The organism is Pseudoalteromonas sp. MMG006 (assembly GCF_018101025.1).
Lineage (GTDB): Bacteria > Pseudomonadota > Gammaproteobacteria > Enterobacterales > Alteromonadaceae > Pseudoalteromonas.
Genome location: NZ_JAGJEJ010000005.1, coordinates 67,963 through 84,067, shown reverse-complemented (window position 1 = coordinate 84,067; position 16,105 = coordinate 67,963). Strand labels below are relative to the sequence as shown.

At 38.2% G+C, this 16,105-nt stretch carries 14 protein-coding genes and 1 tRNA gene; 9 read left to right on the top strand and 6 right to left on the bottom strand.

Annotated elements, in window-relative coordinates; genetic code table 11:
• Window positions 1-21 precede the first annotated feature (21 nt).
• The 7 genes from J8L73_RS07265 to J8L73_RS07235 all read left to right on the top strand — a co-directional run bounded on the left by J8L73_RS07265 (window position 22) and on the right by J8L73_RS07235 (window position 5,489).
• Window positions 22-1,983 carry an NADPH-dependent 2,4-dienoyl-CoA reductase gene (locus J8L73_RS07265; RefSeq protein WP_211015761.1) on the top strand — a complete coding sequence of 654 codons (1,962 nt, stop codon included), beginning with the start codon at window positions 22-24 and terminating at the stop codon, window positions 1,981-1,983.
• Window positions 1,984-2,075: 92 nt separating this feature from the next.
• On the top strand, window positions 2,076-2,759 hold the full coding sequence (locus tag J8L73_RS07260) for a DoxX family protein (protein ID WP_211015759.1): 684 nt from the start codon (window positions 2,076-2,078) through the stop codon (window positions 2,757-2,759).
• A gap of 237 nt (window positions 2,760-2,996) precedes the next feature.
• The gene (locus J8L73_RS07255; protein WP_211015757.1) at window positions 2,997-3,545 is read left to right on the top strand and encodes an NAD(P)H nitroreductase; all 549 of its coding nucleotides are present in this window, start codon (window positions 2,997-2,999) and stop codon (window positions 3,543-3,545) included.
• Between the two features lie 198 nt (window positions 3,546-3,743).
• Entirely contained in the window at window positions 3,744-4,121 is a 378-nt protein-coding gene (locus J8L73_RS07250) for a hypothetical protein (RefSeq protein WP_211000152.1), read from the top strand.
• Window positions 4,122-4,269: 148 nt separating this feature from the next.
• A tRNA-Ser gene (locus tag J8L73_RS07245) sits at window positions 4,270-4,360 on the top strand.
• Between the two features lie 52 nt (window positions 4,361-4,412).
• Window positions 4,413-4,799, top strand: a complete 387-nt coding sequence (locus tag J8L73_RS07240; RefSeq protein WP_211015755.1) for a hypothetical protein — start codon at window positions 4,413-4,415, stop codon at window positions 4,797-4,799.
• A 69-nt stretch (window positions 4,800-4,868) separates the two neighbouring features.
• Window positions 4,869-5,489, top strand: coding sequence for an FKBP-type peptidyl-prolyl cis-trans isomerase (locus tag J8L73_RS07235; RefSeq protein ID WP_089347571.1), 621 nt, complete (start codon window positions 4,869-4,871; stop codon window positions 5,487-5,489).
• A 220-nt stretch (window positions 5,490-5,709) separates the two neighbouring features.
• Here the strand turns inward: J8L73_RS07235 and J8L73_RS07230 are convergent, their stop codons facing one another.
• Together J8L73_RS07230 and J8L73_RS07225 are read right to left on the bottom strand one after the other, a co-directional pair.
• Entirely contained in the window at window positions 5,710-8,091 is a 2,382-nt protein-coding gene (locus J8L73_RS07230) for a TonB-dependent receptor (protein WP_211015753.1), read from the bottom strand.
• Window positions 8,092-8,269: 178 nt separating this feature from the next.
• Window positions 8,270-8,656, bottom strand: a complete 387-nt coding sequence (locus J8L73_RS07225) for a YkgJ family cysteine cluster protein (protein WP_211000149.1) — start codon at window positions 8,654-8,656, stop codon at window positions 8,270-8,272.
• Between the two features lie 230 nt (window positions 8,657-8,886).
• Here J8L73_RS07225 and J8L73_RS07220 point away from each other — a divergent pair, with 230 nt between their 5' ends.
• Window positions 8,887-9,315: a tetratricopeptide repeat protein gene (locus J8L73_RS07220; protein WP_211015751.1), complete on the top strand. Its 429-nt coding sequence runs from the start codon at window positions 8,887-8,889 to the stop codon at window positions 9,313-9,315.
• Window positions 9,316-9,411: 96 nt separating this feature from the next.
• Here J8L73_RS07220 and J8L73_RS07215 read toward each other — a convergent pair whose 3' ends face one another.
• Window positions 9,412-10,422: an alpha/beta hydrolase gene (locus tag J8L73_RS07215; RefSeq protein ID WP_211015749.1), complete on the bottom strand. Its 1,011-nt coding sequence runs from the start codon at window positions 10,420-10,422 to the stop codon at window positions 9,412-9,414.
• Window positions 10,423-10,973: 551 nt separating this feature from the next.
• On the opposite strand from J8L73_RS07215, the gene J8L73_RS07210 reads away from it, so the two are divergent.
• Window positions 10,974-11,564 carry a DUF1287 domain-containing protein gene (locus J8L73_RS07210; RefSeq protein WP_211015747.1) on the top strand — a complete coding sequence of 197 codons (591 nt, stop codon included), beginning with the start codon at window positions 10,974-10,976 and terminating at the stop codon, window positions 11,562-11,564.
• A 66-nt stretch (window positions 11,565-11,630) separates the two neighbouring features.
• Here the strand turns inward: J8L73_RS07210 and yfaE are convergent, their stop codons facing one another.
• The 3 genes from yfaE to nrdA all read right to left on the bottom strand — a co-directional run bounded on the left by yfaE (window position 11,631) and on the right by nrdA (window position 15,382).
• Window positions 11,631-11,903 carry a class I ribonucleotide reductase maintenance protein YfaE gene (gene yfaE / locus J8L73_RS07205; RefSeq protein ID WP_211015745.1) on the bottom strand — a complete coding sequence of 91 codons (273 nt, stop codon included), beginning with the start codon at window positions 11,901-11,903 and terminating at the stop codon, window positions 11,631-11,633.
• A complete protein-coding gene (gene nrdB, locus J8L73_RS07200; RefSeq protein ID WP_211000145.1) occupies window positions 11,903-13,033 on the bottom strand; it encodes a class Ia ribonucleoside-diphosphate reductase subunit beta in 1,131 nt (376 codons plus the stop codon). The genes yfaE and nrdB overlap by 1 nt, the downstream gene beginning before the upstream one ends.
• 66 nt (window positions 13,034-13,099) lie before the next feature.
• The gene (nrdA, locus tag J8L73_RS07195) at window positions 13,100-15,382 is read right to left on the bottom strand and encodes a class 1a ribonucleoside-diphosphate reductase subunit alpha (protein WP_211000144.1); all 2,283 of its coding nucleotides are present in this window, start codon (window positions 15,380-15,382) and stop codon (window positions 13,100-13,102) included.
• Window positions 15,383-16,105: the final 723 nt, after the last annotated feature.

Here is a 16,105-nt window from a genome sequence, read left to right as displayed (position 1 = left end):
GACCAGTTAACGAGGCACAGGATGTTAGAACAACAACTACAATTAAAACACACACAATTACGTAACCGCTTAGTAATGGGGTCAATGCATACCGGCTTAGAAGAAGGGTGGCATAACCGTAAACGTCTACGCGCTTTTTATGAAGCTCGCGCCAAAGGTGGCACTGCTATGCTTATTACAGGTGGTTACAGCCCTAATCTACGTGGCAAATTAACGCCTGTATCATCTTCTTTTAATAGCTACTACGATGTATTTAAACACCGTGCGTACACAGACGCTGTACATCAGCATGGTGGTAAAATTTGTTTGCAGTTACTACATGCTGGTCGCTACGCGTATCATCCATTCAATCAAGCACCTAGTGCAATAAAAGCACCTATTAATCCTTATAAACCTAAAGCTATGTCACTTAGCTCGGTTAAAAAAACCATAAAAGACTTTGCTCACTCAGCTTACATGGCTGAGAAAGCAGGCTACGATGGCGTAGAGGTTATGGGTTCAGAAGGGTATTTAATCAATGAGTTTATGGCTCCGCATACAAATAAGCGCACTGATGAATTTGGTGGAAGCCTAGAAAACAGAATGCGTTTAGCTCTTGAAATAGTTAAAGCGGTTAGAGCAAAAGTTTCTGAAAAGTTTTTAATCATTTTTAGACTATCGGTAATCGATTTAATTCCAGATGGCTCAACGCCAGATGAAGTCGTTATTCAAGCTACTGAACTTGAAAAAGCAGGTGTTGATATTTTTAATACGGGCATTGGTTGGCACGAAGCACGAGTACCAACAATTGCGAGTATGGTACCGCCGGGCGCATTTAAAGAAGCATCAAAACGTTTAAAAGATGTAGTGGATGTTCCGGTGATAGCGGTAAACCGTATTAATACCCCTGATATAGCAAATGATATTTTAAGTGCCGGTGAAGCTGATCTAATTTCAATGGCGAGGCCATTACTTGCAGATCCTGAGTTTTTTAATAAGTATGCTAATCAGCAATCAAAGCAAATTAATATTTGTATTGGTTGTAACCAAGGTTGCCTTGATCATGTATTTAAAAATAAACGTGCTACATGTTTGGTAAATCCTCAAGCTGCGTTTGAACTTGATTACCCATTGGAAAAAGCCACTAAAGCTAAAAATGTACTGGTTGTAGGAGCAGGCCCCGCTGGGTTATCGGCTAGCTGTTATTTGGCACAAAAAGGGCATAACGTTACGTTAATTGATCAAAAAAACCAAATGGGTGGTCAATTTAACTTAGCAATGCAAATACCTGGTAAAGAAGATTTTAATCATACATTGGCATACTTTACCAATGAGCTTGAGCGATTAAAGGTAAATGTTGAACTAGGCAAAGCGTATGACGACTCGATGTTGAACAACTACGATGACATTGTGTTTGCAACAGGTGTGCGCCCTCGTGAAGCATCAATTAAGTGTAGTGATGGCAAACGAGTGTTTGCTTATGATGAAGTAATACGTGGTGAAGTGGAGCTCGGTAAGTCCATTGCTATTTTAGGGGCTGGCGGTATCGGCTTTGATATGGTGGCATTTTTAAGCGAGCATAAATCACAAACTATTAGTGACTTTAAATCGCAATGGGGTATTGAGTGTAAGCCACAACCGCACAAAGACGAACGCCAATTGTTTATGCTTAAAAGAAGTTCTGGTCGGTTTGGTAGTGAACTTGGCAAAACAACAGGTTGGATTCACCGTCAAGTAGCAAAGCAGCACGGTGTTAAACAAATTGCTGACTGTCAGTATCAAAGCTTTGATAATAATGGTTTAACTATAACGGTAGCAGGAGAAACACAAGTACTTGCGGTTGATACGGTTATTGCATGTATTGGTCAAGTTTCTAATGATGAAGTATTAAAATCACAGGTCGAAAACGCTAAAGTACATGTTATTGGCGGTGCTAAACTTGCTGCTGCTATTGATGCTAAACGGGCTATTTTTGAAGCATTGCAAATAGCGAGAAACATTTAAATTGGTAAATAAAATGAAATAATGCCCTAATTCATGCGGTCTTTGCTGTTTATAGTCTATAACTTAATAAACTTTGAACACACAGGACACGCATGAAAAAACTAACCCACCTATATCATTTAGCTATTGGTAAATTATCGTTTTTAGATGGTTTGCCAGCTTTACTATTTCGCCTTATTTTAGCTCCTGTTATGATCATCGCAGGTTATAACAAGCTAGCTATAAGTGGTGATACCCAAGGCTTTTTTAATAACCTATTAGCGTCACCAGATGTTGTGCAATGGTTTGGAAATAGTGAATGGGGCTTGGGCTTGCCATTTCCAGATTTACTGGCTTTTTTAGCTGGTTGGAGTGAGTTTTTAGGTGGTTGGTTCTTATTAATCGGTCTATTTACTCGCTTAGTCAGTATCCCGCTAATGTTTACAATGGTTGTAGCTGCAACATCTGTACATTGGCATAACGGTTGGTTTGCCATTGCACCGACTAACCCCGACACGAGTGCAGCACAAGTTCTTGATTGGTTATCTATCCCTGGTGCAAAAGAAAGTCTCGAAAATTCACTTGAAGTACAAGATCGCATAGGCAAAATTCGCGGGTTAGTTGAAGAGCATGGCTTTCCTGATTACTTGTATGAAAAAGGCAAACCATCAATTTTAAACAATGGCATAGAGTTTTCGGCCATATATTTTGCGATGTTGCTAAGCTTATTTTTTGTAGGTGGAGGGCGCTTCGTAAGTGTTGATTATTGGTTAAAGCGATCAGCCATTAAACAGTAGTGCGGTGTAAAATAGTAAAGCGGTAGTACAAATATATTCTGTACTACCGCTTGTATTTTATACTCTTAGTTTTATACCCATTTTATTTTTACCTGCTGAACCATTTTATAGGTTAAATTATCTTTAGCTTTATTAAACGTATTTAAAAAAGCAGCCTAATACGAGGGGAATGTAAGCAGATTGGTAATATTAAGGTTTTAAATGCTATTCTAGCGTTTTGAATTTTGAGACATTATTATGAATGCTATCGAGCTTTTACTTACTCGCCAATCAGACTCTAAACTTACTGAGCCTGGCCCATCACCTGAGCAACTCGACATAATAAAGCAAGCAGCACTGCGTGTACCCGACCATGGTTGTATTGCACCGTGGCAGTTTATTATTGTGCAGGGTAACGCCCGCCATAAACTAGGTGAAATATATCATCAATGCGCCGTGGCAGAGCAACAACCAGAAAAAGTAATTAACCGAGCCAAAGAACTTCCTCTTCGAGCACCAATGATTGTAATTGCTATTGCTAAATACGAAGAACATCCAAAAGTGCCGCGTATTGAGCAAGTGCAAAGCGCTGGGTGTAGTGTGCTTGCAATGCAGCAAGCCGCGTTTGCACAAGGTTTAGGGGGCGTATGGCGCACAGGTTATTTCGCGCAAAGCCAAGGTGTTAAACAAGCGCTAAAACTAAATGAGAAAGACGAAATTGTTGGCTACCTTTACATAGGCACTCCAGAGGTTGATTGCAAAAAGCCTGCGCGCCATAAGCCTGAGAATTATTTTACCTCTTTGTGAAATAGTATGAACTTTTTGAAGTTTGCATAGTCATATTTCATTAAGGTTATGAATAGTAGTATTAAAAGTTAATCGCGTTGCTGTGAGAAGCGCTCGGAAGCATCAAATTAATTCTTCTTCAGTTTGTTTTTTAATCGGTTGTTTTTTGATACATTATGGAAAGTCTTAATAAAAACAACGATAAAGAAGACGAAAACTATGGGAAACTTATTTTTACGTGAGAAAGAAAATTGGCTAGCGTGGTCAATTTGGGGAATTATAGGTGCTTTTGTTACTTTATATGTTGCAATGAGCACAAATGCATCTCATTTTATGGTTTTCTCAGCGATGGGAATGTTGGCATTACTTACAGTGTGGATGCAGCAAACTAAACGGTTTGACTTTGGACGTGCTTTTAAAGTGTGTTGCTATGTACTGTTACTCAGCATTTTACCTGCTTTTATGTTTGTTGTTGTCCCCAGTGATGATTTAAATCGTTTTGACTTAATTTTTCAAAGCGTCACCTTTACTGCATTAAGCTTATTAGCTTGTTTAATATGCTCATGGATTGCTCGCAGACCAAAACAATACTACTAGTAATCGGTAACCCATTAACCAATTAATACAAATATGGATTAATTAAAGAGCAGGCTGGGCATATTCTCACCAGTTAACTATTATTTTATGTAAATTTATATTTAGGTCTTTACAAATAATGCGTTTAGCCATATTATTCGCGCCGTACGGAGAGATGGCAGAGTGGTCGAATGCACTGGTCTTGAAAACCGGCATGGGTTTATAGCCCATCTAGGGTTCAAATCCCTATCTCTCCACCATTATTTAAAAAACCGCCTTATGGGCGGTTTTTTGCTATGTGGAGTTTAATAAATGAAAAACACAAAAAATCTATCAACCTCACAGCGATTAATTAAGCATATTTTATTATGGACTGTGTTTGGTTATTGTTATCAAAGTGCTGTTAATTTATTAGTCAAAATGGCATCAGATGCGCAGCCAGACTACCCAATGCTAACGGCACTTATTTATGGATTGGGTTTTAATATTTTGACTGCTCACTTAATTACAAAATACGATACGGTTTGGCCTGTAATTGCAGCTGCATTTATCGGTTTTGTAGGGCTGATTGCAGTACCATTCATGCTCTTTGGTGAGTCGGGTTTAATTGCTACACCTTTACTTGTTGGAATTTTATTCAGTTTGCCGCTTTGTAGTTATATTGTTGGCCTAATTAAGGTAAAACTCAGCAAAAACTAGCCCCAAACGGCTTTTATTTTGTGTTAGCATGTACGCGTCTTTTAACTAACAAAACGTGAAATACACATTATGTCAGATAATTTTACTACAGATGCTGAAAAAGCAAGTTACGGTATTGGCTTACAAATGGGTGAGCAACTTAAGTCTAATCCTTTTGAAGGCTTAAACCTAAATTCAGTATTTGAAGGCATGAAAGATGCGTACGCTGGTAGCGCTTTTCAAGTTGAGATCCCTGAGATCCAAGCTGCATTCGAAAAAATTAACGAAGAGATTCAAGCTCGTCGTGAAGAAGAGTCTAAAGTACTTTCTGCAGAAGGTATTGCCTTCTTAGAAGAAAACGCTAAACGTCCTGAAATCACTGTTACTGAGTCTGGTCTTCAATATGAAGTATTAGCAACTGGCGAAGGCGAAAAGCCAACTGCTGAGTCTACAGTACGTGTTGATTACCACGGTACACTAATTAACGGTACTGTTTTTGATAGCTCTTATGAGCGTGGTCAACCTGCTGAATTCCCAGTTGGTGGCGTGATCAAAGGCTGGACTGAAGCATTACAAATGATGCCAGTAGGTACTAAATGGCGCATCTATGTTCCTCATGAGCTTGCTTATGGCGAACGTGGCGCAGGTGCTGCAATTGCACCGTTCTCAACGCTTGTATTTGACGTTGAGTTACACGAAATCCTTTCTTAATTTAAATATTAATTAAGAATTTAAAAAGCCGTGTTCAATTTGAACACGGCTTTTTTGTATTTATTACACTAATTAGCGATAAGACCAATATCAATAGTATTTCGTATATTAAAACAGGGCGCTTTATTAATGAAATGGTATAAAAAAACCGCATTTACTAAATGCGGTTTTAGAGAGAGTTAACGATCTTCAACGTTAAGCTTTAAGCGTCATATTGTTATTAAAAGTAGCCACGAATACCAAAGCGGAAATTTCTACCAGGTAGTGGTGCTTTATTTTTAATAAATGAGCTGTGAACAAAACCTAACTCATCGGTAATGTTATCTACGTTTAAATAAAGCTGTGCATCTATGGCGCCAAGCCCTAACTGGTAATTAGCTTGGGCATCAAATAACGTATATCCGTCTGTTTTGGTTTCAAACGCGGTTATATCATCTTGCTCAAAATAATGAGTACCAGTAAGCGTAAGTTGTAGATCACCTAAGTCGTATTGTAACTCAGAACCCAGTTTATTAGCCGGTATACGAGGAAGGTTACCTTCATCGTCTTTTAGTTTTGCACGTGTCGAATCACCAAAAACTTTAACCATAGCACTTGACGTTATTTGGTAATGAGCGTCAAATTCAATACCGTAAAGCTCAGCGTCTTTGCTTCTAAATTGATAAACCGCAACAGCATCATCATGAGCCCCAACAGCAGATTCTAAGCCATCTTCTTCATCGAAAACTAAACCTGTATTTTCTTGGAAGTAAAAGTTTTTAATATCGTTATAGAAAAAGTTAACTGTGTAGCCAAAATCGCCACTGAAACGTCTAAAACTTAAATCGATGTTTGTAGATTTTTCTTGCTCGATGTCTTCTGGTTCAAAATGGGCTTCGTTATCTTCTATATGATACCCTAACCCAAGCTCATAGGTACCTGTAGCAATGTGTAAACCATTCGACAACAGCTCTGCTGAAAGCGGTGCTCGCTCTGAATGAGACAAACTAAGTGCTACGCTTTCTCCTGGGGTGTATTGCCAAATACCACCGACTGATGCACTTACGTTTGTGAAGCTTTCACTGTATGCAATACTTTGCGCTTCTTCCTCGTCATGATCTTCCTCTTCTTCATCATGATCGTGGTGATGCTCACCTTCAGTAATGTTGCTTTCAATCTTATAATCTTCAATACGCGCACCAAGCTCAATAGTTACATCGCCAAACTGTCGTTCTTCAAGTAAATATAACGCATGAGTCGTTGTTACACTTGCTGGCGTAAATGCTTCTTCGCCAATCGCATCGTAATCTGAGTCACTATAATGATAGCCAATCATACCGTGCCATTGGCCTAATTTATGCTCAACATTTAAACGTGTTTCTGTGGTTTCATTTTTAAAGGTTGTACCGACTTCACCATCTTCAATTTCGCTGTGCGAGTAATCTGTGTAACCTACACGAAGGTTAATATTTTCTACCCAGCTATTATCTACAGCATAGCTAATTAAGCCCTGCCAACGGTCTTGCTCTAACTTAGCATAAACAGCTTCTTCTGCTTCTTCATCTTCGTGTTCATCATGCTCTTCTTCGGTTTCATCTTCATGCTCGTGATGATGCTCATGGCCAGGGATACCATAATCGGTGTCTATGCTACCGTAAGAAAAACCAACTGTTAGATGATCGCCCACATAACTAGTACCGAAATTGAGTGTTTCACTATCAATAAAGGTATTTTCTACAGAGTTTTCTGTTTCAACATCACCATCGTCATCGGTGATAGTAAATGTTGGAGTTTGGTAATCGTCGCCGCTACGCTTTGTGCCATCAAAATGAAAGTTAAAGCCTTCGTTACCTGTTTCAAGCTTTGCAGCAACAGTGTTTGAATTGGATACCGTGTCGTGGCTGTATTCTGCCGCACCGGTTAAATCGTCAATATTGCTTGTAGGAATGCGATTATCTACTACGTTTACAACACCACCGATAGCACCGGAGCCATAAAGTAGGGTACTAGGACCACGTAAAACTTCAATTTGTTCAGCTGATAAACTGTCGCTCGATGTTGCATGGTCAGGACCAATACGCGATGCGTCACTTGCATCTAAGCCGTTTTGTGTAATTTTAACACGTGGGCCATCTAAGCCACGAATAATTGGGCTTGATGAAACGGGGCCAAAGTAACTAGCATTAACACCAGGCAAACCTTTAAGTGTTTCCCCAAGTGTTGGTTTGGATTTATTTTTAAGCTCGTCACCTGATAAAACACTCACAGGCGAGATCATTTCTAAACTGTTTTTATGTAGAGCTGATGTATACACAACTACTGTTTCAACAGAGGTCGGTATAAGAGAAACTGTGACGTTGTTTGAATTCTCGCTTACCGGTATACGTGAATCAACAAAGTTATCTTTACTTACATGTAATTGACTCTGCGAGTCTACTTCAATTGAAAACTCACCAAGTGCATTTGTTTTTACACCCTGACTTTTACCATGGACATGTACAGCTGCATTTTCAATGGGTTGGTTTTTATCGTCTGTAATTTTACCCGATACTGTGGCAGCCAGTGCTGAATGAGAACATAAAACAGAAAATACTGCAGAGGAGATTAAAGTTAACTTTGTCATAATTATAAAAATATGTGGTAATAATGTTGTGATATAATATAACACCGCATTATTGACTTATCAACAATGTTATACTATAGCTTAGCATTTTGCGACAGATAAACACGTATGTAAGATTATTGGTTTTAAGTACTAAACAGCTTTTTATTATTCATATGTAGTATGTCCTCATTAATTCTTACCGACTATCAATCATTATGACATCAAGTTTATTTTGTGCTCTGACCTGATTGGTTACATCTATTGGCTCTATCATTTCACACTCATCTCTAATCATTTCGGGGATTAGACTAGGGTAGTGGCGACAGTCCTCAGGTCTGTCTAGGTAGATACTGCAGGTATACATATTTTTATCGAGAGGGTCTTTTTTAGGGGCAATTTCTAAAAACGGACACGTTGCTAATCTTAGACCCGAATTTGGATCAAACCAAATTTCGTTATTTTTGACGTACACAAAAATTTCGGGATTAAAAAGCTCCCATAAATCTATTTCTTCTTTTGAGGCATTTAAGTCTCCACCGCCATATTTAATGCAGCATTTACCGCACTGATTGCATTCTTTCATAATCTAGCTGTTAAGTTATGTCTGTTAGTAATTAATGAGTTTAGCACCGTAGCTATATTTAATATCTTTTAAATTTATCCTTTATGACGGTCTTTAAGTAAAACGTATGACGCTAATTCATGTATTATTGCGTTATAAAAGACTTAACCACTGATCTGTATTTCATGTGGTTATAGTAAAATAGTTTAATTAACTGAATTTTATTTAGTTATATCAGTAGGTATTACGTGATGATGAACACAAAAGTATATAAAGCAGTACATGATTTAGCAGAAAAGCTGATGATGGCTGCGAATAAAAATGATCAAAAAAAGTTCGATGTTTTACTTCAGCAGCTTAAAAGTATATGCGACGAAAACGAAAACACGCCTAAAGATCATCCGGTGCAGTGGGAAACTCTAGCCGATTTCACTGAGGAGTTAGAAGATGCAATCACAATTTATAAAAAGGCATTAGTAAAAGCTATTTCGATAAATAATAAAGATCATATGTCATCGATTGCTTTTTCTATGGCAACCCTGCAGCTTGAGCTTGGTCAAAAAGATGAGGCTATTAAAAATCTTCAAAACGCTAAAGTTAGCGCAAATAAAATTACAGATAAAGAACTTAAAGCCGAGATACATGATTTACTCGAGCCGCTTGTCGAAGAAGAAGGTTAAGTCCATTTTATTAGCGGTATTAACCTTAAAATTAATCAATAAAAAAGCGCTGGCAGTTTATACCCCAGCGCTTTTGTATGTGCATTACAAAATTAATTACTTTTGTGTGTTTTTAAGAGCCAATTTATCCATAAAATTGACGATATACTTTGCAACTTCAACGGGTTTTTCTTCAACAGTAAAGTGCCCAGAATCAAGTAAGTGTAGTTCGGCGTTTGGTACATCTTTTAAATACGCTTTAGCGCCTGCGGCTATAAATGCTGGATCGTTTTTACCCCATACAATTAACGTAGGTGGCTGATGCTTTCTCAAGTAAGCTTGCCATTTTGGGTAGTCTAGCAAGTTATTATAATAGTCTTGAAATAGTTGCACTTGAATTAATCGATCGCTTTTTGTTTGTAAAAAACTTAGGTCGTGAGTCCAACTGTCTGGGTTCATTATTTGTGTCTTATTTTGCACATCACGCAAATATTGTTTATTAATAATGGCTTGCTCTGATGTAAATGAGTAAAGCTTAGCCTGTTGCTCTTTTGACTTATCTTTATTTGCTGCTTTAAAAAATGCTTGTCTTGCAGGTGTTAAACCTTCCAAATACGCATTACCATTTTGTACGATAAGTGCATCGAGTTTATCAGGGTTATTTAAAAGCATTCTAAACCCTACTGGTGCTCCGAAGTCTTGTATGTAAAGGCTATAGTTTTTTATCTCAAGCTTATTGAGTAACCCATCTACAAATTTAGCAAGTAAATCAAACGTGTATTTTTGTTTATCAGGGCTTGGGCGTGCGCTATAACCAGAACCTAAATAGTCAGGCGCTATCACGTGGTAGCGTCCAGATAAAAGAGGAATTAGTTCTCGGTAGCTATGTGACGACGATGGATAACCATGTAACAACACAATGGTTTGTTCATGTTGCGTACCCGCTTCTCGATAGAAGATTTTTTTACCATTGACGATTGCATATTTGTAAGTGGTTTTTGAAGGCCATACAGCATCAGCTGCATACACTTTGGCGGTTAGCGTAGACATAGAAACTAGTAAAAGCACAATGAATGAAATGATATGAGCTGGTTTTATTTTAAGGTATTTTTGTACATTTGGATGCATAACTAAACTCGTGATTTTTGTAATAACGCTTTATTGATCTACTAGACCTGTTATTTACACCATTTTATTCAGGTTAATAGTGTATGAGTTGTTATTTCTAATTAGTACATAGCAATAATATCTGCGCTTTTGAAGTGTAATAATAGTGTACAAGGATGCAAGTTTTCTAAAAACACATATTTCGTTGTTGTAGACCAAATGCCAAAGCCAAACTTTGCGGGTCTACTAGAAATGGGCCTAGGTGATTTTGTCGATATGGACGCGGCGGGTATAACGTAAAAAAATATTTATTACATACTTCCCCACGTCGCTACTAATTTAAGGGTTCATTTTCATGAACTTGTTCAGGTTGCGCAGTGGCTTGAGCTAGACGCTGACGCATTTATGCTTCGTTACATTAGTGAAATTCAACGTGTGGGATATCACCTTGCTCCGCTCGAAAAGATGGCATATGTGCTTGACGAGCAATGTGCTAGTCGTGGTAAAAAATAGATGTGCCAAAATATGTAGCTCATACTCTGTAATTAGCGCTGAAATTTAAAGGAATTTATATGAACAAAACGTTAGGATGCTTTTTAACTTTAATGTGTATTAATGCACAAGCTGTAACGTTTGAGAAAAGTATAGTATCAGCCTTACTCGAGCGAACTAAACACAATATTACCTACGACGGGGCTTATCACTCAATTGAATACCCAGGTGGTGATGTGCCTGAAAATATTGGAGTATGTACCGACGTTATAATCAGAAGTTACAGAAAATTAGGTATAGATTTACAAAAACGTGTACACGAAGATATGTTGCAAAATTTTGCATTGTATCCTTCTAAACGTATATGGGGTTTAACTAAGCCGGATAAAAATATAGACCACCGAAGAGTACCTAATTTACAAACTTATTTTAAAAGACATGGGCATATTTTGAGTATGTCTGCTAACCCAGCAGATTATGAAGCTGGTGATTTAGTTACGTGGATGTTACCGGGCAATTTACCGCATATTGGTATGGTGATTGATGAGCACTCAAAAAAGACAGGTAATCCGTCTATAGTTCACAATATTGGTCGAGGGCCCCAAAAAAGCGATATGCTTTTTAATTATAAAATTACAGGGCATTATCGATTTGTACCAGAAGGGTTTTAGCCAAGGCATTAATATTTAACCTACACTCTGTACTATAAATTTCCTCAAGTATTAATTTAAAAACGCTTATTTTAAATTAATACTTATATTACCATTGGGTTTACAACAGCACAGCAGGATTTCGCCTTCGCGTACAAAGGCTAAAGGCTCTTCGTTGTATTCAACATTACCTGTGAGTAAGGTCGCTCTACACGCTCCACAATAGCCTTCGCGACATTGATATGCTACGTCTATTTTTTGTGATTCTAAGCAATGTAAAACAGAAGGGCAGCCAGTGCTAAACTCAATACACTGGCTGTTATCTGCAAGCGTTATACTTGCAGTGGGTTTGTCGTTCATTATAAATCAAAGTCACCAAATTCTGAAGCATCAACCTGAGAGTCAATTTGACCAACAAGGTATGAACTAATTTCAGCTTCTTGTGGAGCTACTTGCACGTTGTCTGATACAAGCCATGAGTTGATCCATGGAATCGGGTTACTGTTGTTTTCAAATTGTGCAGGTAGGCCAATTGCAGTCATACGTGCATTAGTAATGTATTCAACATACTGACATAAAATATGTTTATTTAAGCCAATCATAGAGCCATCTTTGAATAAGTACTCGGCCCACTCTTTTTCTTGCTCAGCGGCTTCTACAAACATTTTAATGGCTTCATCGCGGCACTGCGCAGCAACAATCGCCATTTCAGGGTCATCTTTGCCATCTTGCATAATGTTTAAAATATGCTGAGTACCCGAAAGGTGAAGGGCTTCATCACGTGCGATTAGCTTAATGATTTTAGCATTACCTTCCATTAATTCACGCTCAGCAAACGCAAACGAACATGCAAAGCTTACGTAAAAACGAATTGCTTCAAGAATGTTTACCGACATCATAGCAAGGTAAAGTTTCTTTTTAAGTTCGAATAAATTAACAATAACAGTTTTACCGTTAATCTCGTGTTTGCCTTCACCGTATAAGTTATAAAGCGATACAGAATTGATTAAATCATCGTAGTACGTTGTTACGGCATCAGCACGTTCGCTAATTTTGTCGTTGCTTACAATGTCATCAAAAATAAGCTCTGGTGATTGCGTTACGTTACGAATGATATGCGTGTATGAACGGCTGTGAATAGTCTCACTAAATGCCCATGTTTCTATCCACGTTTCTAGCTCTGGAATAGATACAATAGGAAGTAGGGCAACGTTAGGCGAGCGCCCTTGAACACTATCAAGCAGTGTTTGATATTTTAAGTTACTTAAAAAAATGTGCTTTTCGTGATCTGGTAATGCTTGAAAGTCTAAACGGTCTTTACTGACATCTACTTCCTCAGGACGCCAGAAGAAAGACAGTTGCTTTTCAATCAGCTTTTCGAAAATAGGGTATTTTTGTTGATCGTAGCGCGATACGTTTACAGTTTGGCCAAAAAACATCGGCTCTTGCATTTGGTTATTATGATTACGGCTAAAAGTAGTATAAGACATGTTTATCACTCAAAAAACTATCAGAACAAAGCGGGCTATGCGCCCGCTTAAAATTAAAATCAGTAACTATATTTTACACGCGCCGCCTGCACAATCGTCATCTTCGACTTCTGGAGTGTCGTCTTGAGAATCAGATGCACCATCGCGGGTGTTATGGTAGTACAAGGTTTTAACACCTAATTTGTAGGCGCCTAGTAAGTCTTTTAACAAGACTTTCATAGGTACTTTACCGCCTTCGAATTTATTTGGATCATAATTAGTATTGGCCGAGATAGTTTGGTCAATAAATTTTTGCATTATGCCTACAAGTTGTAAGTAACCATCGTTTGATGGAATATCCCACAGTAGCTCATAGTTATCTTTCAAACGTTCGTACTCAGGCACAACTTGTTTTAAAATACCGTCTTTACTCGCTTTAACACTAATGTGACCACGTGGTGGCTCAATACCGTTAGTTGCGTTAGAAATTTGCGACGATGTTTCTGATGGCATTAACGCACTTAGTGTTGAGTTACGCATACCGTGCTCTTGAATGCTCGCACGAAGTGAATCCCAATCAAGGTGAAGAGGTTCATCACAAATTTTGTCTAGGTCACGTTTATACGTATCTGTTGGCATAATACCTTGAGAGTACGTTGTTTCGTTAAACTTAGGACACGCACCACGCTCTTTAGCAAGTTCATTCGACGCTTTCATTAAGTAGTATTGAATCGCTTCAAATGTTTTGTGAGTCAGTGCGTTTGCGCTGCCATCTGAGTAACGCTTACCGTTTTTAGCTAAGTAGTATGCGTAGTTGATTACGCCTATTCCCAGCGTACGACGACCCATAGTGGCATTACGTGCAGCCGGTACTGGGTAGTCTTGGAAATCAAGTAGGTTATCAAGTGCGCGAACTGCAAGCTCAGCGAGTTCTTCAAGCTCATCAAGTGACTCAATAGCACCTAAGTTGAATGCTGATAACGTACAAAGTGCAATTTCGCCTTCTTCGTCGTTCACGTTATTTAATGGCTTAGTTGGCAATGCAATTTCTAAACATAAGTTAGATTGGCGAATTGGCGCCACTTTAGAAATAAACGGGCTGTGTGTATTACAGTGATCCACATTTTGTAAGTAAATACGACCTGTGCTTGCACGCTCTTGAGCAAACATTGAGAAAAGCTCAATCGCTTTAATACGCTTTTTACGAATAGACTCGTCTTGTTCGTATTTAATGTATAACGCGTCAAACTCGTCTTGGTCTTCAAAGAATGCGTCGTAAAGGCCTGGCACGTCTGATGGGCTAAATAACGTAATGTAGTCGTCTTTAATTAAACGAGAATACATTAATTTATTAAATTGTACGCCGTAATCTAAGTGACGAACACGGTTGTCATCTACACCACGGTTATTTTTAAGTACGAGTAGGTTTTCTACTTCTAAGTGCCAAAGCGGGTAGAATAGGGTAGCTGCGCCACCGCGTACACCACCTTGCGAACAGCTTTTAACTGCTGTTTGAAAGTGCTTGTAAAATGGAATACAACCGGTGTGGTATGCTTCGCCGTTACGAATATGGCTACCTAAAGCACGAATACGACCAGCGTTAATACCGATACCCGCACGTTGAGAAACGTATTTTACAATAGCTGACGACGTGGCATTGATTGAATCAAGGCTGTCGCCACATTCAATAAGTACACACGAGCTAAATTGACGAGTAGGCGTACGTACACCCGACATAATAGGCGTAGGCAAAGATATTTTGAACATTGATACTGCATCGTAAAAACGTTTGATGTAATCAGTACGTGTTTCACGTGGGTAGTCAGAGAACAAGCTCGCGGCTACTAAAATATATAAAAACTGTGCACTTTCGTAAATTTCACCCGATACACGGTTTTGAACTAAATATTTACCTTCAAGCTGCTTTACTGCTGCGTAGCTAAAGTTAAGATCGCGAGAATGATCTAGGTATGCATCTAGCTCGTCAAGCTCCTGCTCTGTGTAATCTACAAGCAAATGAGCGTCGTAGCGTTTGTCTTCAACCATTTTTGTTACATGGTCAAATAAACGTGGTGGCTCAAATTGGCCATAGGCTTTTTTACGTAAATGGAATACAGCTAAACGTGCGGCTAAATACTGGTAATCAGGCGATTCTTTAGAAATCTGATCTGCAGCAGCTTTAATAATGGTTTCGTGAATGTCTTTAGTACGAATACCGTCATAAAACTGAATGTGTGATTTTAATTCAACTTGCGAAACCGATACGTTATTTAAACCTTCGGCGGCCCATTCAATAACGCGATGGATCTTATCCAGATCAAGAGGCTCTTTACGCCCGTCACGCTTGCTTACAGATAACTGTTGGTTCATTTGCCTGTATTCCTTGGGGATTATGTATTTTGACCAATGCTTTATACCTCGCGATAGCAAGGTACATACTCGTTTATTATAAGTTTCACCGTATTGGCGAATTTAATTGAATAACATTTGGCCACAATATCTGGTGTTGTTCAATTTAGAGATCACAAGATAGTGTGGTCTGAGTTGTTTTGCAAGGGACATAATTGCCCCTGTTTGTGGATAACTTTGGGATAACGTAATTGTGTTAGTAGACACTCACCTTCGAACAATCATTTAAGTTGAAATATGTAAAAATCAACTAATGATCTGCTAAATTTACGCATTTTGAAAATAAATTTCGACTGGTTTTTTTATCATCAAGCTTTGTGTAAAAACTAACACAATCACAATATATAGTGTTTATTAATTAACATAGCACTATATATGGTTTCAGTGCACTATCTAAGTGAATTGTTTAGTGTTCATGGTAGAACGCTTTTATAAATAAAAAGCATAATTAGAGGTAAGATATAGAAATGGGCTAAAAGATAGCCCATTTAAATTTATACAAAGAGCATGCTGCTCAGTGTAATAATTTTAAAAATACCTATTATTACACTTTCTGATATTTCTATAGATAAACTGAACTTCAACTTTAGTTATCCTAAATCTGAGTTAACCACTTGCTGAGAATATAAGAATAAGTTACGCTCAAATTCCACACTTAGGCGCTTTCCTAAAATTTTAGCAAGT